At 70.8% G+C, this 20,981-nt stretch carries 19 protein-coding genes; 17 read left to right on the top strand and 2 right to left on the bottom strand.

Annotated features, from left to right (window positions below):
* Positions 1 to 38 precede the first annotated feature (38 nt).
* A complete protein-coding gene (locus ACN6LB_RS12645; protein WP_445025892.1) occupies positions 39 to 1,376 on the bottom strand; it encodes a M14 family metallopeptidase in 1,338 nt (445 codons plus the stop codon).
* A 337-nt stretch (positions 1,377 to 1,713) separates the two neighbouring features.
* On the opposite strand from ACN6LB_RS12645, the gene ACN6LB_RS12640 reads away from it, so the two are divergent.
* The 3 genes from ACN6LB_RS12640 (at position 1,714) to ACN6LB_RS12630 (ending at position 5,632) form a co-directional block, all read left to right on the top strand.
* Positions 1,714 to 4,089 carry an ATP-binding protein gene (locus ACN6LB_RS12640; protein ID WP_445025891.1) on the top strand — a complete coding sequence of 792 codons (2,376 nt, stop codon included), beginning with the start codon at positions 1,714 to 1,716 and terminating at the stop codon, positions 4,087 to 4,089.
* Between the two features lie 57 nt (positions 4,090 to 4,146).
* On the top strand, positions 4,147 to 5,055 hold the full coding sequence (locus ACN6LB_RS12635) for an anti-sigma factor RsbA family regulatory protein (RefSeq protein ID WP_445025890.1): 909 nt from the start codon (positions 4,147 to 4,149) through the stop codon (positions 5,053 to 5,055).
* A 94-nt stretch (positions 5,056 to 5,149) separates the two neighbouring features.
* Positions 5,150 to 5,632 carry an ATP-binding protein gene (locus ACN6LB_RS12630; RefSeq protein ID WP_445025889.1) on the top strand — a complete coding sequence of 161 codons (483 nt, stop codon included), beginning with the start codon at positions 5,150 to 5,152 and terminating at the stop codon, positions 5,630 to 5,632.
* 96 nt (positions 5,633 to 5,728) lie between these two features.
* On the opposite strand, the gene ACN6LB_RS12625 is transcribed toward ACN6LB_RS12630, so the two are convergent.
* The gene (locus ACN6LB_RS12625) at positions 5,729 to 7,441 is read right to left on the bottom strand and encodes a chitinase (protein ID WP_445025888.1); all 1,713 of its coding nucleotides are present in this window, start codon (positions 7,439 to 7,441) and stop codon (positions 5,729 to 5,731) included.
* A gap of 343 nt (positions 7,442 to 7,784) precedes the next feature.
* Between ACN6LB_RS12625 and ACN6LB_RS12620 the strand changes: the two genes are divergently transcribed.
* From ACN6LB_RS12620 to ACN6LB_RS12555, 14 genes are all read left to right on the top strand, one after another.
* Entirely contained in the window at positions 7,785 to 8,660 is an 876-nt protein-coding gene (locus ACN6LB_RS12620; RefSeq protein WP_356142705.1) for a hypothetical protein, read from the top strand.
* Positions 8,661 to 8,830: 170 nt separating this feature from the next.
* On the top strand, positions 8,831 to 9,544 hold the full coding sequence (gene cpaB / locus ACN6LB_RS12615; RefSeq protein WP_356142703.1) for a Flp pilus assembly protein CpaB: 714 nt from the start codon (positions 8,831 to 8,833) through the stop codon (positions 9,542 to 9,544).
* 114 nt (positions 9,545 to 9,658) lie between these two features.
* Positions 9,659 to 11,278: an AAA family ATPase gene (locus tag ACN6LB_RS12610; RefSeq protein WP_445025887.1), complete on the top strand. Its 1,620-nt coding sequence runs from the start codon at positions 9,659 to 9,661 to the stop codon at positions 11,276 to 11,278.
* On the top strand, positions 11,278 to 11,655 hold the full coding sequence (locus ACN6LB_RS12605) for a TadE/TadG family type IV pilus assembly protein (RefSeq protein WP_445025886.1): 378 nt from the start codon (positions 11,278 to 11,280) through the stop codon (positions 11,653 to 11,655). Before ACN6LB_RS12610 ends, ACN6LB_RS12605 begins: the two co-directional genes overlap by 1 nt.
* A 19-nt stretch (positions 11,656 to 11,674) precedes the next feature.
* Positions 11,675 to 13,015, top strand: a complete 1,341-nt coding sequence (locus ACN6LB_RS12600; protein ID WP_445025884.1) for a CpaF family protein — start codon at positions 11,675 to 11,677, stop codon at positions 13,013 to 13,015.
* Between the two features lie 43 nt (positions 13,016 to 13,058).
* A complete protein-coding gene (locus ACN6LB_RS12595; RefSeq protein ID WP_445025883.1) occupies positions 13,059 to 14,003 on the top strand; it encodes a type II secretion system F family protein in 945 nt (314 codons plus the stop codon).
* A 13-nt stretch (positions 14,004 to 14,016) separates the two neighbouring features.
* Positions 14,017 to 14,907 carry a DUF5936 domain-containing protein gene (locus tag ACN6LB_RS12590; RefSeq protein WP_445025882.1) on the top strand — a complete coding sequence of 297 codons (891 nt, stop codon included), beginning with the start codon at positions 14,017 to 14,019 and terminating at the stop codon, positions 14,905 to 14,907.
* 47 nt (positions 14,908 to 14,954) lie between these two features.
* Positions 14,955 to 16,385: a sensor histidine kinase gene (locus tag ACN6LB_RS12585; protein ID WP_445025881.1), complete on the top strand. Its 1,431-nt coding sequence runs from the start codon at positions 14,955 to 14,957 to the stop codon at positions 16,383 to 16,385.
* Positions 16,378 to 17,112 carry a response regulator gene (locus ACN6LB_RS12580; protein ID WP_445025880.1) on the top strand — a complete coding sequence of 245 codons (735 nt, stop codon included), beginning with the start codon at positions 16,378 to 16,380 and terminating at the stop codon, positions 17,110 to 17,112. Before ACN6LB_RS12585 ends, ACN6LB_RS12580 begins: the two co-directional genes overlap by 8 nt.
* Positions 17,113 to 17,226: 114 nt before the next feature.
* Positions 17,227 to 17,427: a hypothetical protein gene (locus ACN6LB_RS12575; RefSeq protein ID WP_445025936.1), complete on the top strand. Its 201-nt coding sequence runs from the start codon at positions 17,227 to 17,229 to the stop codon at positions 17,425 to 17,427.
* Positions 17,424 to 18,032, top strand: a complete 609-nt coding sequence (locus tag ACN6LB_RS12570; protein WP_445025932.1) for a pilus assembly protein TadG-related protein — start codon at positions 17,424 to 17,426, stop codon at positions 18,030 to 18,032. Before ACN6LB_RS12575 ends, ACN6LB_RS12570 begins: the two co-directional genes overlap by 4 nt.
* 15 nt (positions 18,033 to 18,047) lie before the next feature.
* Positions 18,048 to 18,641 carry a hypothetical protein gene (locus ACN6LB_RS12565; protein ID WP_445025879.1) on the top strand — a complete coding sequence of 198 codons (594 nt, stop codon included), beginning with the start codon at positions 18,048 to 18,050 and terminating at the stop codon, positions 18,639 to 18,641.
* Between the two features lie 2 nt (positions 18,642 to 18,643).
* A complete protein-coding gene (locus ACN6LB_RS12560) occupies positions 18,644 to 19,327 on the top strand; it encodes an OmpA family protein (RefSeq protein WP_445025878.1) in 684 nt (227 codons plus the stop codon).
* Between the two features lie 4 nt (positions 19,328 to 19,331).
* Positions 19,332 to 20,873: a hypothetical protein gene (locus tag ACN6LB_RS12555; RefSeq protein WP_445025877.1), complete on the top strand. Its 1,542-nt coding sequence runs from the start codon at positions 19,332 to 19,334 to the stop codon at positions 20,871 to 20,873.
* Positions 20,874 to 20,981 lie beyond the last annotated feature (108 nt).

The raw sequence follows: 20,981 nt of genomic DNA, 5'->3' as shown, positions 1-20,981 counted from the left end.
GGTCAGCTCAGCTCAGCTCGGCTCAACCCGGCTGAGCCCTAGCTGCAGTACTGGGCCTCCTTGCCGATGGACCGGTACATGCAGTCGGCGTTCTCCAGGAGCTGCAGCACGGCGTCCCGGTTGCGGGAGGTCTCCCGCTCGATGACCTCGTCGGGCGGGTAGAAACCGCCGCCGGAGCTGGACGTCGGGTACATCTCGAAGGTGTAGTCGAAGATCTTCTGGCTGCCCCAGAGATAGTCGTCGATCGAACCGTCGGTGATGTACAGGTCGCTGGACTGCTCCGGCGTGTAGCCGTTGCTGGCGGCCATCTTCTGGCCGACCGTCTTGAACGCGGCGGCGTCGTCCGCCGTCATGCCCGTCGCGGTGTCGTTGTACGTGTACCCGAAGGGCCACAGCACCAGTTCGCTGTACGTGTGGAAGTCGATGCCGGCCTTGATCTGCTGCTTGCCGCCGACGACCCGGCCGCGCACGAAGTCGGAGACCACCTTCACCTCGGGCGCCGACTCGGCGGACGCGCCGCGGTAGGTCTCGGAGGACTTGGAGCCCGAGGAGCCGCCGCAGCAGCCCCACTTGTAGTTCCAGTTGCGGTTGAGGTCGGTGCCGACGTACGAACTGCCGCTGTTGGGCTGGCGGTTCTTGCGCCACGAGCGGTACGAGCCGGTCGCGATGTCGTACTCGCCGCCGTCCGGGTTGAGGTCGGGGACGATCCAGATCTCGCGGTTGTTCACCATGTTGGTGACACGGGAGTCGGAGCCGTAGCCCGCGCCGAGTTCACGCAGCAGGTACAGCGCCATCTCCACGGTGAGGTGCTCGCGCGCGTGCTGGTGGAAGGTGAGCAGCACCTCGGGCTCGGACTCGTCGGTCGCGACGTTGTCGCTGACCTTGATGGCGACGATGTCCCGGCCCTGGTAGGACTTGCCGATCACCCGCTTGCTCATGATGCTCGGGTACGACGCCAGCCGCTGGTCGATCTCCGTGTTCATCTCGGCGTAGTTGTGGTACTTCGAGTCGGCCGACGGGAAGTCGTAGAGCCGTACGTCGTCGGAGCCGGCCGACCGGTTCGGTGCCGAGCCCAGCAGCGATACGTCGTAGCCGAGTTGTCGGAGCTTCTGGATCTGGGCCGCGCGGCCGGAGACGACGACCGTCTCCTCGTCCGCCTCGTCGACCGTGACTCCGGTCCGCTGGATGGCCGTACGGGTCACCGGGGTGGTGCTCTGGTGGATCTCGTACTGGCGGATGTCGTCGGACGAGGGCGCGGGCCCCCGGACACTGTCGGCGGTGGCGTGGGTCGCCGTGGCGGAGACAGGTGCCGCCAGTGCGACGGCCAGCAGGGTGGCGAGAGCGGCTGAGCGTCTGCCGCGGATACGAAGTCGCATGAAATCTCCTTGTGGGAGTTGGGGGTTGTTCAGTGCGACGTACGTGGTGCGGGTGCGGCGCTCATCGTGGGCGCATGGCATGCGCAGGTCAATAGATGACAAAGGGCCGGTGGCGCGAACCGGTCGAAAATCGGCCGGGCAGTGTACGCGCGAGGCCACCGTCCGTGGCCCTGGCGGGAAAAGTGCACCCACGGGTGTGATCCCCGGGTGCGCCGGGGGCGCGACAGCATGAAGAGTGAAGGCCCGCGCAAGAGGAGCCCCGCACTCCGGCTCCCCGGGCCCCGCCGTCCACCCGGTCGGCGAAGGCCCGGCACACACCCCAGAGGAACGGCTGATCATGGGCGGATCAGCGCCACCGAGGGAACCGCGCCTCCCGGAGCTCCTCCGGTCGGCGCGCCACCTGCCGGTCGAGACGACCAGCTTCGTCGACCGGCGGGGCGAACAGGCCGAGGGGCGCCGCCTGTTGGCCAAGGCGCGCCTGGTCACGCTCACCGGTCCCGGCGGCGTGGGCAAGACGCGCCTCGCCGGACGGATCGCGGCCCGCGTCGAGCGCGCCTTCCCCGACGGCGTGCGCTTCGTGCAGCTGTCCGGGCTGCACGACCCCGCGCTCGTCCCGCTCGCCGCCGCCGACGCGCTCGGCCTGCACGACCACTCCGACCAGCCGCCGCTGCGCGCGCTGATCGAGCAGGTCCAGGGCCGCCGGCTCCTCCTCGTCATCGACAACTGCGAGCATCTCCTGTCCGCCTGCGCCGAGTTGGCGGGCGCCCTGCTGCACGGCACCACCGGCGTCCGCGTCCTCGCCACCAGCCGCCATCGCCTCGGCCTCACCGAGGAGCACCTGATGGATGTGCGCCCGCTGCCGGTCCCCGACCCCGACGGCGACCTCTCCGACGCGGCGGGCCACCCCGCGCTCACCCTCTTCGCCGACCGCGCCGCCGCCGTCGTCCCCGGCTTCGCACTCACCCCCGCCAACCGCGCCTCCGTGGCCCGCCTCTGCCACCGGCTCGACGGCCTGCCGCTCGCCATCGAACTGGCCGCCGTCCGCATGCGCGTCCTCGGCGTCGACCAGCTCCTCGAACGCCTCGACGATCGCTACCGGCTGCTCACCACGGGCAGTCCCGCCGCCCAGCCCCGCCATCAGACCCTGCGCGCGGCCGTCGACTGGAGCCATGAACTGTGCACCCAGCAGGAGCAGTTGGTGTGGGCGCGTGCCGCGGTCCTCGCGGGCGGCTTCGACCTGGAGACGGCGGAGGCGGTGTGCGCGGACGGGGAGCGGGTCCGCTCGTACGACGTCCTGGAAGCCGTCGCCGGGCTCGTGGACAAGTCGGTGCTCTGCCGGGAGGCCATGGAGGGTGGTGTGCGCTACCGGCTCCTTGACACGCTGCGGCACTACGGACTCGACCGGCTGCGGCAGCTGCCCGGCGCGGACGGCGCGCCCAGTGAGGAGGACGCGGCCCGGCGGCGGCAGCGGGACTGGTTCCAGGAGCGGGCCACCGCCTGCGAACAGGCCTGGTTCGGCCCCGGGCAGCGGGAGATCGTCGCCCTGCTCCGCGCCGACCAGGACAACCTGCGGACCGCCCTGGAGTTCAGCCTCGCCGCGCCGCGCGAGGCGCACGCCGGACTGCGGCTCGCCGGGACCCTGTGGTTCTACTGGCACGCCTGCGGGGCGCCCCGCGAGGGCCGCTACTGGCTGGACCGTGCGCTCGACGCCGCCCCCGGGCCGAGCCGCGAGCGCGCCCGCGCCCTGTGGGTCGCCGGCCTCCTCGCCACCTGCCCCGAGGACCTCACCCGGGGCCGCCGCCTCGCCGAGCAGGCCCGCGACCTCGCCCGCACCCTCGGCGCGGACGCCGAGGCCGCCCACGCCGACCATGTGGTGGGCCTGATGGGGCTGTTCGGTGACGATCTGCCGGGCGCGCTGGAGCACTTCGAGCAGGCCGTGGCGCAAGGCCCCGTTCCCGGCAAGCTGCCCAGCATCGTCGGCCTCGACCAGGTCGAACTCGCCTGCGCCCTCGCCTTCCTGGGCCACGCCGACCGGGCGGTCACCGTCTGCGAGAGGGCCCTGCGGGTCTGCGAGGAGCACGGCGAGGAATGGGTGCGCTCGTACGTCCTGCGGGTGCTCGCCCTCGCCTACACCGTCAAGAAGGAGTGGCGGCGCGCCGAACCGCACGCCCGCGAAGCCCTTCGCCGCAAACTCGCCGTCCACGACGTCATCGGCATCGGGCTCACCCTCGACCTGCTGATCGTGATCGCCGCAGCCCGCGGCGCCCACGAGCGCGCCGCCGTCCTGCTGGGCGGCGCCGACCGCGTCTGGGCCGACATCTCGCCCGACCGCTTCGGCTCCACCACCTACAACTCCGCCCGCCGCACCAGCGAGGCGCGGGTACGCGAGGTCATCGGACGACGGGACTTCGAGCGGGCCTACCGGCGGGGGAGCGGCCTCGGACTCCCCGACGTCGTCGCCTACGTCCTCCGGGAGCCGAAGGCCCGGCCGGCGACCTCACCCCCGGGGCGTGAGGCGAACGGCACCTCGCTCACCCGGCGCGAGAGCGAGGTCGCCGTGCTCGTCGCCGAGGGGCTGGCCAACCAGCAGATCGCCGACCGGCTGGTCATCGCCCGCCGCACGGCCGAAGGCCACGTCGAACGCATCCTCAGCAAGCTCGGGTTCAACAACCGGAGCCAGATCGCGGCGTGGGTGTCGGCGCGGAGAACGTGAGCCCGTCCGGAGCCCGAGGGCGAGGCCGTCCGGAGAATCCCCACAGAAAGGACCCCCATGAGCACACCCCAACCCCCGGTGCAGCACAGCGAGTTCGACCACCGGATGGCCGTCTTCGGGTCGGATGACGAGTGGATCGCGGCAGCGCTCCCCTTCCTGGAGGAGGGCCTGGCCGCACCTCAGGAGCCGCCGCCCACCGTCATCGCGGCCCCCGCGAAACTCGACCTCCTGCGCGACGCGCTCGGCGCGGACGCGAAGGCCATGACCTTCATCCCGCACACGGACTGGTACGCGGGCTCGGCGGCCAACGCCGTCTCGCAGAGCGCCGGTTACCTCGCCGCCCACGCCGGCCCCGGCGGCCGTATCCACCTCCTGATGGAGCCCGACTGGTCCGGCCGCGCGGGCCGTTCGGCCCGTGAGACGGCGGAGTGGATCCGCTACGAGTCCCTCGCGAACCTCCTCTTCGCGCCGTTCAGGACCACGGCCCTGTGCGCGTACGACACCCGCACCGCGGGCTCGGCCATCGTCGACGCGGCCCGCCGCGCCCACCCCGACACCCCGGTGTACGAGGCCCCGGCCCGGCTCGCCGGCGAACTCGACGCGTTGCCGTTGCCGCCGCCCCCGCCCGGGGCGGACCTCCTGGAGACCCCCACCCCGGAGGCCGTACGGGCCTGGGCGGTGGCCCGGGGCCTGGCCCCCGCGGAGGCCGGACTCTTCGCGGCGGCCGTCGCGGAGGCGGCCCCCGGCCCCCTGGCCGACGGCGCCCTGCTCTGGGGCGACGCCCCGGCCTGCGTCTGCGAACTGCGCACCGCGGCCCGCGTCGACGACCCGCTCGCCGGCTTCGTCCCTCCCGCCACGGCGGAACTCGAACCGGGCCAGGGGCTGTGGTTCACCCGCCAGGTCTGCGCGTACGTGGACATCCGCGACCGGGGCGAGGGGTCGGCGATCCGCATCCAGTACGCGTGAGCAGGGAGACGGGAAGCGGAGTCCAGGTATCCGGGTACGGAAACAGGTAGTCCTCCCCGTGTGTGCGCGGGTGCGGGGAGGCCACCCTGGACGCATGCTGCAACTCTCCGGGGGGCACCTCCCGGACCCCGATCCTCCGTACGGCCCGTTCCCCCAGCCGCCCATGGGGGCAGGCCATCTGAGCATCGAGTACGACCCCTGTCCCACCGCGGCCGGCGAGGCCCGCGCGGAGGTCCGCAGGCAGTTGGAGGGATGGGGGCTCTCGGAGCAGAGCGACACGGTGGAACTCCTCGTCAGTGAACTCGTCACCAACGCCCTGCTGCACACGGCGAGCCGCTTCCGCCTCACCCTCACCGCGGCGCACGGAGTCCTGCGGTGCGAGGTCGCCGACTCCTGCCGCCGCAGCCCCCGGGTGTTCGGGACGGGGGTCACGGAGGACCGGGAGAACGGCCGGGGGATGTTCCTGGTGGATGCGCTTGCCCGGCGCTGGGGCTGCCATCAGGACGGGTCGGGCAAGACCGTCTGGTTCGAGCTCGGCACGTGCGGGACGGACGGCTGTGGTCGGCGACAGCCGTAGCCCGCGAGTTCCGGACGATGTGTCCACCGCCCGGGACCACAGCCCGGGCCCCGGCCGCGTGTCCGGCCGCCGGGGCCCGTTCGATCCCGTACCGGATCAGAGGCCGTGCACGTGCGGTCCCACCGCGTTCGACCAGGCGTTGCCCGCCGACGCGTCCCAGTTGGTGGACCAGGTCATCGCACCGCGCAGCGCCGGGTAGGTCTTCGACGGCTTGAAGGAACCGCAGCTGGTGCCCTTGGCGAGGCAGTCCAGGGCGTTGTTCACGACCGTCGGGGAGACGTAGCCGCTGCCCGCGCCGCTCGTGGAGGCCGGCAGACCGAGGCCCACCTGGGCCGGGGAGAGGCCGCCCTCCAGCTGGATGCAGGCCAGTGCCGTCAGGAAGTCCACGGACCCCTGGCTGTAGACCTTGCCGTCGCAGCCCAGCATCGAACCGCTGTTGTAGTACTGCATGTTGACGACCGTGAGGATGTCCTTGATGTTCAGGGCCGTCTGGAAGTAGGCGTTCGACGTGGACTGCATGTCGATGGTCTGCGGGGCCATCGTGATGACGAGCGAGGAGCCCGCCTTCGAGGAGAGGGACCTGAGCGCCTGCGACATGTACGTCGCGTTGAGTCCGTTCTCCAGGTCGATGTCGACGCCGTCGAAGCCGTACGTCTGCATCAGCGAGTAGACCGAGTTCGCGAAGTTCGTCGCGGACGTCGAGTCGCTCACCGAGATGGTGCCGTTCTGGCCGCCGATGGAGATGATGACCTTCTTGCCGGCGGCCTGCTTGGCCTTGATGTCCGCCTTGAACTGGTCGACGGTGTAGCCGCCGAGGCCCGCCGAGTCGAGGTTGAAGGTCACCGCACCGGGCGTGCCGGTCGCGTCCGCGAAGGCGACCGCGATGATGTCGTACTGGGACTGGACGTTCGAGATCTTCTGGACCGTCGCGCCGTTGTTGAAGTTCTGCCAGTAGCCGGTGACGGCGTGCGCCGGGACCGCCCCGCCGCCTCCGCCCCCGCCGGATGCCGCCGTCGTCCCGGTGACCGCCGTCGACTTCGCCGACTCACCGGCCGAGTTGGTCGCCGTCACCCGGAACGAGTACGACGTCGAGGCGGCCAGGCCGGAGTCGGTGGCCGAGGTGCCGGTCACCGCCGTCACCTTCGTACCGTCGCGGTAGACGTTGTACCCCGTGGCGCCCGACACCGTGTTCCAGGACAGGGAGACGGACGAGGAGGTCGTGGAGGCCACCGCCAGTCCGGCCGGCGCGGCGGGGATCGTGGGCGCTGGGTCGCCGCCACCGCCGCCGTCGGGGCCGTACACGGACACGTCGTCGGCGTAGTACGCGGCCTGGCCGTACCAGCCGTGCGTGTACACCGTCACCGATGTGGTCGAGGCGCCCGTGGTGAAGGTGGTCGTCAGCTGCTTCCAGGAGGACGAGTCGGGGGTCCAGGTCGACACGTCCGTGGTGCCGGTGCCGGTCGCGCCGAGGTAGGCGTACCCGCCCTGCACCCAGGCGCTCAGCGTGTAGGTCGAGCTGGGCTTGACCGCGACCGTCTGCGTGCACTTGGCGTTGTCCTGCCCGGCGGGCGTCGCCTTCAGCGCTGCCGAGCCGCCGTGCACCGGTGAGGAGACGGTGGCCCCGCTGCCCGCGGAACAGGTCCAGTTGCCGAGGCCCGACTCGTAGCCGCCGTTCCTGACGTTGTTGACGTCCGCGGCCGCGGCCTGACCGGCCAGGGAGGTGAGGCTGAGGGCGGACGCCCCCAGCACGGCGGCGAGGACGCCCGCCCAGGCGCGTCTGCGTGGGGGTATGGCTGGTGCGCGGTCCACTGGGGCCTCCGGTGAGGGGGTGGGACGGGGGGAGGGGGAATGCGGAACGGTGGCCACCGTCGTGGAGGTACAAGTTGGTCCAGACCAATCAGGTTGTCAAGACCTTTGGAGAGCTCAACCCCCTTCGAGTGCAGGCGAGTTGTGGCATATTCGCCTTACTCTGCGTTGATCAAGGCCGCACCTTCGGTGAGTTGATCTAGGGGATTCGGTGTTGAGCGGGCCATGCCGTGGATATGGTGCTGATGCAGGACGATGCAGAAGGACGTCACAGGGGCGTTCTGGGGCGGTGTCGACCACTCCGCCGCAGGAAAAGGCCCGCCGCAGCGAACGGGGTGTGTGCAGCGTGCCGACCGCGATAGCCGTCACCAGTCCCGACCTGGTGCTGCCACCGCACGACCGCCAGACCCCGCCCGCCGTCGTCCAGCCGCTGGACACGCTGGAGAGCTCCCTCGTCGGGATGCACGCGCTCATCGAGCAGCACGGCTATGTGATCGCCCTCTACCCCGCCTCCGTCTCCGGTGACCTCACCCGGCGGCTGCACACCGTCCGCTCGGTGCTGGAGAGCGACCGCATCGCCCTGCTCGGCATCGATTTGCCGCCCCTCGGACTCGCCCTCCTCGCCCAGCAGTTGAGGCAGCTGTCCGTCTGCGACTTCAGCCCCGGCGTGCTCGCCTCCGCCGCCCGGCTGCTCGCCCACTACATCTACGCAGGGGCCCTGCTCGGCTCGGTCGCCAAGCTCGACCGGGTGCCGGTGTCGCTGAAGTCCCACGCCAAGTCCTGGGTCCCGGGCGCCCAGTTCGCCGTACTGGCCAACCCGCGGCCCCAACTCGTACGCGTGGGGCAGGAGGAGCTCGCGGGCCCCGAGTTCGGCACCCGGATGCTCGTCGCCGCCGGTCAGCCGCCCTCCGACTGGGTCGCTGCCACCCTCGCCCCCGGCTGGAACGTGCAGGGCGTCACCACGGTGCCGCTGCCCGAGGAGTCCGCGCGCTGGTGGGGCACCACCAGGATCGCCGAGTTCGCCGCCGGACTGCACGACGTCTCCGTGCTCTACCAGCTCGTGTCGTCCGTGCGACGGGAGGAGTGCCACTGGTGCGGCCTCGAACTCATCGGTGACCGCTGCGGGTTCTGCTCGGCACCGCTGCCACCCCCGCCGGAGCTTCCGACGGCCCCCGTCCGGGCAGGTACCTCGGTACGCGCTCTGCCACGAGGCGCCACATAAGCACCCTGAGCACTCCTGAGTACCAGGCACGACCGCTCGACCCCGCTGTCCCCCGCTCCGATCGAGGTTGTCCAGGTCATGCTGCATCACCCCGGGGGGTCACCCCCGGACCCCCGGCCGAAACGCAGGCCCGCTCCCGTACCCGGCACCGCTCCACGAGGTGAGATCTCATGAACTCGCGCCAGCGCCGCGGCGTCATCCTGCTGGTCCTCTCGGCCCTCGCCGCCGTCGGCGCGTTCGCCGGAGTGCTCTCGGTGATCCGTGACGTGAACTCGAAGGTCGGCCCGGAGGTGGCGGCGTACCGCCTCAGGAGCGACATCGCGCCCTACAAGGAGCTGTCGGCCGACCAGTTCGAGAAGGTCTCGATGCCCGAGCGCTGGCTGTCGAGCACGGCCGTCACCAGCCTCTCCCAGATCCGCGGCAAGATCGCGGTGACGAAGCTCCAGAAGGGCTCCCTGCTGCAGACCGACATGATCGTGAACCGGCCCGAACTGGCGCCGGGCCAGCAGGAGATCGCCATCATGATCGACGCGGCGACCGGCGTCGCGGGCAAGATCAACCCGGGCTCGCGGGTCAACATCTACGCCACCTTCAAGGCCGAGAACGAGAAGGGCGCCGACCAGTCCAAGGTCATCGTCGAGAACGCCCGCGTCATCGACGTCGGCAAGCTGACCGCCCTCGACCCCGGCCAGTCCAGCAACGACCGGCGCCGCACGGCCACCGAGGCCGTCCCCATCACCTTCGCGCTCGACACCGCCGACGCCCAACGCGTCGCGTACGCCGAATCGTTCGCCGAACACGTCCGGCTCGCCCTGGTCGCGGGCGGCGCCGGCACGACCGTCCCGCCCGGCGACCGCACGTACACCCTCGACGAGGACAAGTAGGAGGCCGCGCATGACGACCGCTCCCGCTGGGACCCGTCGCAGGGCCCATCGACTCGCTGCGATCCGCCGTATCTCCCATGCGGCCGCCGCGACCCGCCGTAGTGGGACCCGCCGATGACCATCCGCATCCTCCCCGCCGTCGGCGACATCGACTCGGCCCGCGCCCTGACCACCCTGCTCAGTCAGCTCGCCGACGCCGAACCCGCCCCGCCCGTCCCCGACTCGACGGCGCTCCTCGACACCCTCGCGCGCCTGGCCGCCGAGTCCCTGGACGAGCTGCCCGAGGTCGTCCTCGTCCACGAGCGGATAGGCCCCGTCCCGGCGCTCGACGTCGTCCGCGACGTGGTGATGCGCTTCCCGGCGGTCGGCGTCGTCCTGATCACCGCCGACACCAGCACCGGCGTACTGACCGCCGCGATGGACTCCGGAGCCCGCGGCATCATCGGCCTGCCGCTGGGCTACGACGCCCTCGCCGAACGCGTCCAGGCCGCCGCCGCCTGGTCCCTCGGCATGCGCCGCCACCTCGGCAGCGGCACACCCGAGCTGTACACCGGCCCCGGCGGCACCGTCGTCACCGTCACCGGCGCCAAGGGCGGAGTCGGCGCGACCGTCACCGCCGTCCAACTCGCCCTGGCCGCCCAGGCGTCCGGCCGTACGGTCGCCCTGATCGACCTGGACCTCCAGTCCGGGGACGTGGCGTCGTACCTGGACGTCCAGTTCCGCAGGTCGGTCGCCGACCTCGCGGGCATCGCCGACATCAACCCGCGCGTCCTCCAGGACGCCGTCTACACCCACGACAGCGGCGTCGCCCTGCTGCTGGCCCCCGCCGAGGGCGAGCGCGGCGAGGAGGTCACCGACCGGGTGGCCCGGCAGATTCTCGGGGCCCTGCGCTCCCGCCACGACGTCGTGGTCGTCGACTGCGGCTCCCAGATGAACTCCGCGACCGCGGCGGCGGTGGAGATGGCCGATCAGGCGCTGCTCCTCGTGACCCCCGACGTGATCGCAGTCCGCGCCGCCAAACGCATGGTCCGCATGTGGGACCGCCTCCAGATCCGCAAGGCCGAGGAGACGCTCACCGTCGTCAACCGCCACTCCCGCGGTACGGAGATCCAGCCCGCCCTCGTCGAGAAGGTCACCGGCACCAAGGTGGCCCGCGCCGCCGTCCCGGCCGCCTTCAAGGAACTCCACTCCGTCGTCGACGCGGGCCGGCTCCAGGACCTGGACGCCCGGTCGACCGTCAAACAGGCGCTGTGGGCGCTGGCGGGAGAGCTGGGGCTCGTCGCCGTACCTGAGAGCGGCGGAGGCGGCGGCCGACGCCGCAAGGGCTCCTCCGCCGACCGGGGCGCCCTCGCCCTGCGCCGCAAGGGCGGCGACCGGGGCGCGGTCACCCTCGAATTCGCCGGAATGTTCCCGCTGCTGCTCGTCGTGATGACCATCCTGTGGCAGTGCGTGCTGTACGGCTACACGTACTCCCTCGCCGGGAACGCGGCGGACGAGGCGGCGCGGGCCGCGACGGCGGCGTACGCGGTCGACGGAGACGTCGGCGGGGCCTGCCAGACGGCCGGGAGCGCGCACCTTCCGGGCGCCTGGCAGGGCGCCACCATCACGTGCACCCCCTCGGGCACCGTGATGAAGGCCAGCGTGCAGGCCCAGGTACCGCTGTTCTTCCCCGGGTTCGACGCGGGCTGGACCGTCGAGGGATCGGCGGGGGCCGCGCTGGAGGGCGACGACTGATGCGGCGCCTGCTGAAGCGACTCAGGGACCACGGCGACGACCGCGGGGTCTCCATGCTGGAGTTCGCCGGATTCCTGCCGATCCTTCTCGTCATCGGCATGGCGGCCATCCAGCTCGGGCTGGTCGGATACGGCATCAACCAGGCCGGCTCGGGGGCGCGCGCGGCGGCGCGGGTCGCGTCGCAGGACGGGGACGGAGCCGCGGCGGGGACCGCCTCCGTCAGCGGATGGCTGGACCCGGAACCCGAGGTGGCGAAGGGCGCCGAGACCACCACCGCGACGGTCATAGTCCACGTCCCCTCGGTCATCCCCCTGTTCGGCGGCGGCTGGGACGTCCAGCGCTCCGCGACCATGCCCAACGACAACGACGACGACTGACCAGGGAGGAGCTGAAGCCATGAGCCTGCGTTCCCGTATCGCCGCCCCCGACGAGAAGGGCCCGGCCCGCGAGGACGGACACCTCGTCGCCGTCTACCGCGCCAAGCTCCTCGAAGAGATCGACCTCGCCGAGATGTCGAGCCTGGCGGCGGCCGAGCGCCGGGTGCGCCTGGAGCGCGTGCTCGGCCACATCATCAGCCGCGAGGGCCCCGTCCTCTCCTCCTCCGAGCGCTCCCAGCTGATCCGCCGGGTCGTGGACGAGGCGCTCGGCCTCGGCGTCCTCGAACCGCTCCTCGCCGACGCGTCGATCACCGAGATCATGGTCAACGGCCCGGACTCGATCTTCGTGGAGCGAGGCGGCCGGGTGGAGCAACTCCCCCTGAGATTCGCCTCCAACGAGCAGCTCATGCAGACCATCGAGCGCATCGTCTCGACGGTCAACCGGCGGGTGGACGAGTCCAACCCGATGGTCGACGCCCGCCTCCCCACCGGCGAGCGCGTCAACGTCATCATCCCGCCGCTCGCCCTCACCGGCCCGACCCTCACGATCCGCCGCTTCCCGCGCGCCTACACACTGCCCGAACTCATCGGCCTGGGCTCGCTCGACGAACAGATGCTGATGCTCCTCGCGGCCTTCGTCCGGGCCCGCTTCAACGTCATCGTCAGCGGCGGTACGGGCTCGGGCAAGACCACCCTGCTGAACGCCCTCTCCGGGCTGATCCCCTCCCACGAGCGCATCATCACCATCGAGGACTCCGCCGAACTCCAGCTCCAGCAGGAGCACGTGATCCGCCTGGAGTCCCGCCCCGCGAACGTCGAGGGCAAGGGCCAGATCACCATCCGCGACCTGGTCCGCAACTCCCTGCGCATGCGCCCCGACCGCATCATCGTCGGTGAGGTCCGCGGCGGCGAGACCCTCGACATGCTCCAGGCCATGTCGACCGGCCACGACGGCTCCCTCGCCACCGTGCACTCCAACTCCGCCGAGGACGCCCTGATGCGGCTGCAGACCCTCGGCTCGATGTCCGAGGTCCAGATCCCCTTCGAGGCGCTGAAGGACCAGATCAACTCCGCCGTCGACGTCGTCGTCCAACTCGCCCGCCACGCGGACGGTTCCCGCAAGATCGCCGAGATCGTGCTGCTCGTCTCGCACGGCCGCGAACAGTTCCGCATCGCGCCCGTCACCCGCTTCGTCCCCCGCCCCATCGGCCCCGACCGCGTCGTCCACGGCCACTTCGAGCACCTCCCGCTGCCCCGCCCGGTCGCGGAGAAGCTGTACGTCGCGGGCGAACCGCTGCCCCAGGCCTTCGGCGTCGCCGAGGCCATCGACGTACTGAACACGAGGCAGGCCATCGGATGACGCGCACGGGGTTCATGCGGACGACTCTCAGGAGGTGCGAGTCGTGAACAGTGAGGCGGCTCTCCTCGCCCTCGGTGCCACCGCCCTGTGCGGGGCGCTCACCGTCGCGGGCGTGCACACGTACGCCTCGGGTCGCGCCCAGCGCCAGGCCCTCGTCGACCGTCTCTCCTCAGGCGGCCCCCTGCGCACGGCCGCCGGCCGCGTCCGCCGCTTCGCCTCGATCGACCGCAGGCTGCGCCGGACCCGCCTGGGCCGCACCATCCACCTGCGCCTGTCGGCGACGGGACTCGACGTCACGGCGGGGGAGTTCGCCACCTACGTCGCCGTCGTCATCGTGGCGCTCTGGCTGCTCGCGGCGGCGACGCTCGCCCCCTTCTTCGGGCCCATCGCCGCCTTCGTGGTCGTGTGGAGCGCGGCCATCTTCCTCAACTGGCAGCGCCAGAAACGCATCGAGGCCTTCATCAACCAACTCCCGGACGTGGCCCGCCTGCTGGCCAACGCCACCGCCGCGGGGCTCGCCCTGCGGACGGCCCTGGCGATGGCGGCGGAGGAGCTGGAGGCCCCGGCGGGCGAGGAACTCGCGCACGTGGCAGACCAGTTGTCCCTGGGCAGGACCATCGACGACGCCCTGGGCGAACTCGCCGAGCGCCTCCCGTCCCGCGAACTGATCGTCCTCGTCACCACCCTCGTCCTCGCCAACAAGGCGGGCGGATCGGTCGTCAGCTCGCTGCGCAACCTCACCCAGACGCTGGAGGACCGCAAGGAGACCCGCCGCGAGATCCGCACCATGCTCTCCGAGGTCAACGCGACGGCCTTCACCGTGCCGCTCCTCGGCCTCGGCTCCCTCGTCCTGATCAACTCCTCGAACGAGGGCGCGCTGGCCCGCGTCACAGGCTCCCCGCTCGGCCAGGGTCTGGTGCTGGTCTCGCTGGGCCTGTACACCGTCGGCTTCTTCGTCATCCGCCGACTCGGCAAGATCGAAGTCTGAGGGAGGAGTCACGATGCTCTCGCTGCTGCTCGCCCTCGCGATGGCCGTGTCCGTCGCGGGCGTCCTCCTCGGCATCCGCATGATCCGCGCCGACGCCAAGCTGCCCGGCGACCTCGCGCTCGCCCTGGAGGTCGGCGGGACCCGCGTCTCCAAGGCGGACTCGGCCGTCGACCGCCTCGGCATGCGCTTCGCACCCATGGTCCTGCGCCTGATGGGCCCCCGCCGTGTCGACGCCAAGCGCCGCCGCATCGACATGGCGGGCAACCCGGGCGGCCTGACACTGAACCGCTACGCGGCCCGCCGCGCGGTGTACGGCATCTTCGGCGTCGTCCTCGGCCTCGTCTTCCTCTCCAACGGCCAACTCCTCTTCGCCGTCCTGACGCTGGCCTTCGGCCTGATGGCCGCCGACGGGCTCATCTGGCAGGCCATCCGCGAACGCAAGGAGGTCATCGACCGCACCCTCCCCGACTTTCTGGACGTCCTCGCGGTCGTCGTCTCGGCGGGTCTCGGCTTCCGCCAGGCACTGGACCGGGTCGCCGAGAAGTACGAGGGCCCGTGGGCCGACGAGTTGAGGATCACGCTGCGCCAGATGGACATGGGCGTCAGCCGCCGCCAGGCCTTCGACGAACTCCGCCGCCGCAACTCCTCCGAACAGGTCGCCCAGTTCGTCTCGGCGCTCCAGCAGGGCGAGGAGCTGGGTTCCCCCATCGCGGAGACGCTGATCCAACTGGCCACGGACATGCGCCGCACCGACGCCCAGAACGCCCGCCGCCGCGCGGCCCGCACCATCCCCAAGGCCACGTTGGTCACCCTCGTCTTCATGCTCCCGGCAACGATGATCCTGATCGCGACGGGCATGTTCCTGGGTTCGGGGACCAACTTCGGCTCGATTCTGGGGCGATGATGGGGGGCTGGGCCGTGCCACTGCGGGGAATCGTCGTAGCTGTGGGCATGCGTGCCGCCAGGGGCGGCACGGGTGGGCACAGCGGCACCCCGCAGGTGCCGGGCTCGCCATCCCACCTCGACGGCAACCCCCACCCCGGGTACGTCAAACAGGGGCCAGCCACCAGCAGAGGTTGGCCAGGGGGAAACGCCGGGTACCTCGCGGACGACGCCCCCGCCCCGGGAAACGTCCGCCTCCAGCTCAACGCCCTGCAGGCCCTGTGTCGCCAGGCATTCGCCGTACGCCTCGCAGCCATCGCGATAGGCACCCCCTTCGCGATGACCAACGCAACAGGCGCCCCCGCCCGCTACGGCGTCCTGGCCGCGGCCGTCCTCGGCATCATGGGCTCGTACGCCATGCTCAGGGACTGGGACCGGCTGGCCCCCCGGCTCCTCGCCCACCCCACGCTGCTCGCCGCGGACCTGACGTTCGGAGCGATCCTCCTCCTCACCGCGTCCCCCGCCTCACCCCTCGCGTACGCGACGGTGTGCACCCCGCTCCTCGCGGGCCTCCTCTACGGCTGGCGCGGCTCGGGCATCTTCACGGGACTCCAGCTGGTCGTACTGCTGACGGTGTACCGGGCCTGGGAGCACCGCCCCGGATCCGGGGCGAGCACCCTCCTCATCGCGGGCTTCTGCATCGGCGCCGGCATCATCGGCGTCACCCTGCGCAACCTGATGTTCCGCTTCGGTACGGCGAGTCAGGCGCTGTCGGAGGCGATGTCACGGCTGGCGGTCGCGGAGGCGGTGGAATCCGAACGGGCCCGCCTGGCCCGCGAGATGCACGACTCGGTGGCGAAGACCCTGCACGGTCTGGCCCTCGCTGCGGACGCCCTCGCGACGTCGGCGGACTCCTGCGACCCGGGTGCGCTCAAGCGCCAGGCGACGGTGGTGGCGGGCGCGGCCCGCAGGGCCGCCGCCGAATCCAGGGACCTGCTCTCGGACCTGCGCCACCGAACGGACCTGACCGCACCGCCGCCAACCCTGACGGCAGAACTCGCCGCTCAGGTAGCGGAGTTCACCACCCGCACCGGCATCAGGGCGGCCTACCACCCCCCGCCCGACGCCCGACCCCTCCCGCGCCCCACCACACACCACCTCCTGGCGATCGTCTCCGAGGCCCTGGAGAACGCGCACCGCCACGCGAGGGCAGCCCATGTGGAGGTCGAACTCGAAGCCTCCGACACGGAATTGGACCTCCGCGTACGGGACGACGGAGCCGGTCTCCCGCCCGGCATCGCTCTCGACGACCTGACCAGAACCGGCCACTTCGGGCTGCTCGGCATGGCGGAACGCGCCGCGTCGCTCGGCGGCTCCCTGCACCTGAGCCGCCGCGCCTCCGGCGGCACCGAGGTGGCGGTACACCTCCCGCTCCCGCCGTCCGCCCCTTCCTCCCGCTCCGCTCCCCCCGCTCCCCAAGAGGAGGCCGCACATGTCTGACCAGCACCTTCTCGCCGGCCCACCGCTGCGCGTACTCGTCGCCGACGACAACCCCGTCGTACGAGCCGGACTGACGGCCCTGCTGAGCGCCCACCCCGACATCGAGGTCGTAGCGGCCGAACCCGATGGCGAGAAGGCCCTGTCCTCCGCGGCCCGCCTCCACCCCGACGTGGTCCTCCTGGACGTCCGCATGCCCGGCACCGACGGCCTCACCGCCCTTCCCGGACTGGCCCGCCTGGCCCCCGTGATGATGCTGACGTACAGCCGAGAACCCGAGGTCGTGGCAGAGGCGATGCGCCGCGGTGCGTCCGGATACCTGATCCACGGCGAGTTCACGGCCCCTGAACTCATCGCGGCGGTAAGGGACATGAGGGAGGGCAGGCCCACTGTCTCATCCTCGCTCGGCGTTTCCTACGAACCCCGCCAAACCTCTTCGCATGTGCAACCAGTTATGGCAGAGTCTTCAACTGCTCGACTCGCACACGTGGCGGCACTCCACCGCCACACCCCCAACCAGCCGGACTTCGGCCTGAGTTCACGGGAGGTGGAGGTCATGGATCACATTGCGTCCGGCATGAACAACCAGCAGATCGCCGCCGCCTGCTTCATCAGCGAGAAGACCGTCAAGAACCACATCAACCGCATCTTCGCAAAGCTGCACAGTTCTTCCCGCAGCGAAGCCATCGCCCACTGGCTGGGCACCGCCCATGAGGGGTGGACCCGATGATTCCGCCCCGGCCCCCGGCCCCCGGAAGTTGGGCCCCTGGGCCCACCCGGAGTAGGCGGGTTCTCACGTACGGTGCTCGGGTCGGTAGTGGCGTCGGGTGGGAGGACAGTGACGATGAGCAGCTTCGAGAGGTGGACGCGGACCGTCGTCTCCCGGATGCGGGGCGGGGAGCGGGACGCGGGGGCGGGGTTCGTGGAGTATGCGGGCCTGATGATCATCATTGCGGGGATCTTTACGATGATCGACGGCCTGGGGTTGGACGGCGCGATCTCGGGAGCCATCATGAACGCGGTCAACAACGTCATCGGCGGCTGATCGCTCACCGTCTGCTGAATGATCGGGGACAGACACTCCCGATCTACATCTGGCTGACGGGCATTCTGCTCTTCGCCGCGTTCGCCTTCTTCGCGTTTGCTCAGGCAGCGTCCGCCCGCAATGGTGCTCAATCCGCGGCGGACGCTGCGGCGTTGGCGGCGGCACAGGACGCCCGAGACGAGTTGATGGACCGCCTTGGGGCTGCTGTCGGCGAGGACCAGGGCTGGCTGGACTGGCTGGATGGCGAGATCCCTGCCGACGCGGGAGCCGCAGCGGCAGCTCAGGAATTGGCAGCCGAGAACGACTCGGCCCTGCAGGGCGGCGTGCAGCAGGTCGTGAGCAACGGCTACCCCGGGTACCGGGCGGACATCCAGACCAACTACACGGTCGGTGATTCGATCATCCCAGGCACTGAGGGCATGCAAGCCAAGGCCCATGCCGTAGCCGTCATTCAGCCTCGCTGCGATTTCGATCCGGACGCGGATCCGGAGAAGCCCGTCGAGCTGAACTGCGACGGCGAGATCGTGAACATTGACCCCGAAGATTTCGATCCGGACGACCTTCCTGACGCGTCCGTGCTGTTCTCTGTGCATCTGGCCGAGTGAGAGGAAGCCGTACCGATGGACTTTCGGCACACCAGGAAGGGCCGCAGGGCACTGAGCGCCGTGGCGATCACGACCGGGTTGCTCCTCACGGTGGCCGGTTGCGGCGGGGGAGGCGACGGGAATTCCGAAAAGGGCACGTCATCCTCGACCCCAGCCAAGAGCAGCAGTGATGACGGCAAGAAGGAATCGAAAGCACCTGAGTCGGACACCGTGCTCGCCGAGGTCAAGGGTGAGAACGGCCTGACGCTCACGGTCACATCGGCCAAGCGCGACGCGGGGGGGTTCGTCACCGTCGAGGGGACCGTCACCAACAACACGGGAACCCTTTGGGTCGCGGCCAACTGGCGGGGCGATGAGCGTGAGTTGGCCAAGAACGGCGGGTCCATCGCCGGAGCCAGCCTCATCGACCAGAAGGGTAAGAAGAAGTACCTCATTCTGCGGGACACCTCAGGACGCTGCCTGTGTACCCAGTTCACCGGAGGGGTCAAGGGTGGCGCGAGCACGCAGTGGTACGCCCAATTCCCCGCACCCCCCTCGGACACCACAAAGCTCGACTTCCAAGTCGGCTCCATGCCCCCCGCCTCCATCGAACTCTCCGAGGGCGAGTAGCCATGGCCCTCACCCCCCGCTCCGGCGTCACGCTCACGGCCCTTGCCGTGCTGGCCACGCTGACGCTGGGAGCCCCGGCGTACGCGGACGACGACGACCCCAGCGCGCCCCCGGGCAGCGTCACAACTTCCCCACCCCCCGAAGTGGACGCCAACAGCCCGGGCCTGAAGCTCGCGGACGGCGCGACCCTCGCCCCCGCCAAGGTCCTGGACATCAAGTCGGTCGTCGAAGACCTCGGTGGTGAGGAGCGCCGGGAGGACACGAACGAAGACGTGACGTTCGCGCTGCAGGCGGAGGTCCTGTTCCCCAAGGACAGCTCGAAGCTGAACCCCGAGGCCAAGTCCCGTATCCAGGCGATCGCGGACGAGATCAAGGCGCAGAACGCCTCGACGGTCAGGGTGTTCGGATTCACGGACAACCTCGGCTCGTACGCGCACGGCCTGACGCTCTCCAAGAAGCGCGCGGAGGCGGTCCACGACCAACTGGCGTCCGCGCTCGGCTCCGACGAGGACGTCACCTTCGAGGTACGCGGCTACAGCGAGGACTACCCGATCGCCGACAACACCTCGGAGCAGGGCCGCAGGAAGAACCGCCGCGTGGAGGTGACGTTCCCGAGGGGCTCGTCCGCGGACGACAAGAACAGCGACAGCAACAGCGACAGCGGCAGCGGTAGCGAGCAGGGCTGACTCCTTGACCAGGTTCGACCACCGCATCGTCGTACTCGTCAGCATCAAGGGCCTGCGTACGGACTGCGAGCTCTTCGAGGAGGCATGCGTCCAGAACGGCTGGGCGATCCTGGAGCAGCCCGCGCATCCGACGGGGCGTGAGCTGTGCGTCGTGCAGTACACGGTGGAGATACGGCTGCCGGGCACGTACGGCGGGGCCGTGCGCGGCGCACGGCTTCAGGTCGAACAGGTCGGCCGGGGCCGCCACCTCGACCTCCATGTCCGCGCGACGGATCGACTGGAGCCGGACAGCAGGGACCGCCCGCTCTGGTACGTGTACGTGGACCCTCCGACGGCGCCCCCCGCCTTCGTCCCCGCCTGGGCGTGGTCCTGCGTGCGCCGGACGGCCGTGCGACTCCGTCTGCGTGACACCGGCCGCCAGGTGCGCGCGGAGAGCGAGGCGGAGGCGCTGCGGCTGGCGCGCCGCACGCTGCCCGGTAAGGCGCCGGCGCCACCCGGAATCCGGGTGCGGAGCCAGAAGCGGAACCCTGAGCGGCCCCAGGCCATGCGGTGGGGCAACCGGGCGGTGTGGAGGCGCCTCATCTACCTGATCGTCGCCACGGCGATGGGGGCGGCGATGCTGGGCTATGCCCTGAATCGCGAGAGCACCGCGGGCACGGTGCTGTCGATCGTCACCCTCGTGCTGGTGGGCGCGGGTTTCGCTCTGGTGCTGCTCCGGCGGCGTTGGCAGAACCTGGAGGCGTGGAGCAAGGACGACAGCGGGCTCGTCCTCATGTCCACTGCGGGGATGCTGGTGTGCGGCTTCGGGGTGGGTATGGACGGAGACGGTTCCGACGCCTGGGAACTTCCGGCCACCGCCCTGGTCTTTCTCCTCCTGCGCGGCCTCTTCCTGTTCATCCGCCAGCGGTCCTGGCGCACCTGGGTGCCATGGGTGCTCCCCGCCCTGCTGCCGTTCGCGTTCGGCGCGTTCCCCGGCGTCGGATCGTTCGTCCACCTCACGTACCTGGACGTGTTCGGCGTGAGCCTCGGGGACGTGGGCGTACCGGCGTACTGGCAGCTGTTCGCCGCGCTCCGCTGGGTGGCGGTCGTCCTGGTCCTGCTCATCGGCCCGGCGTTGTACGGCTACATACGGCATATGCACTGGAGCGTGGAGGACCGCACGCTGTTCGGGATCTCCCTGATGGCATTGCTGATCGTCGCGGCGCTCATTGCCGGTCAGGCAGTCGTCATCGGCCCCGCGCACGATGCCGGAATCGCCGCCCGCCGAGCAGCCGCCCGGGGCGGGACTCCGGCCCCGTACTACGGCATCGAGCCGCAATGGGTCTGCGCGAGCCCCCTGGCCGACACCAAGCCGGGCGAAATCCCGGTCCAGGGAGGCGAGTTCAGCCCGACCCGCCCCTACCTCATGCTCGGCGACTCCGACGGCACGGTCGTCCTCTGGGAACCAGGCCCCAAGAACGCCCCGGACCAAGGCCACGCCCTGAAGCTCCCGCTGGCCCGCCTGAGAATCGCCCCGACGACCACCCCGTTCGCCCTTTGCACCTGAGGGCGCGCCGGGCTGTCCCGAGGGGGCCGGCCGGAGGCCGATCGGCGTAGCCGACGCGTCGCGCCCTTCACCCGGGGTGCGGAAGCATGACACTGGCAAAGAAGCGGG

The organism is Streptomyces sp. SAS_270 (assembly GCF_052543295.1).
This window is presented reverse-complemented; position numbering and strand designations above follow the sequence as displayed.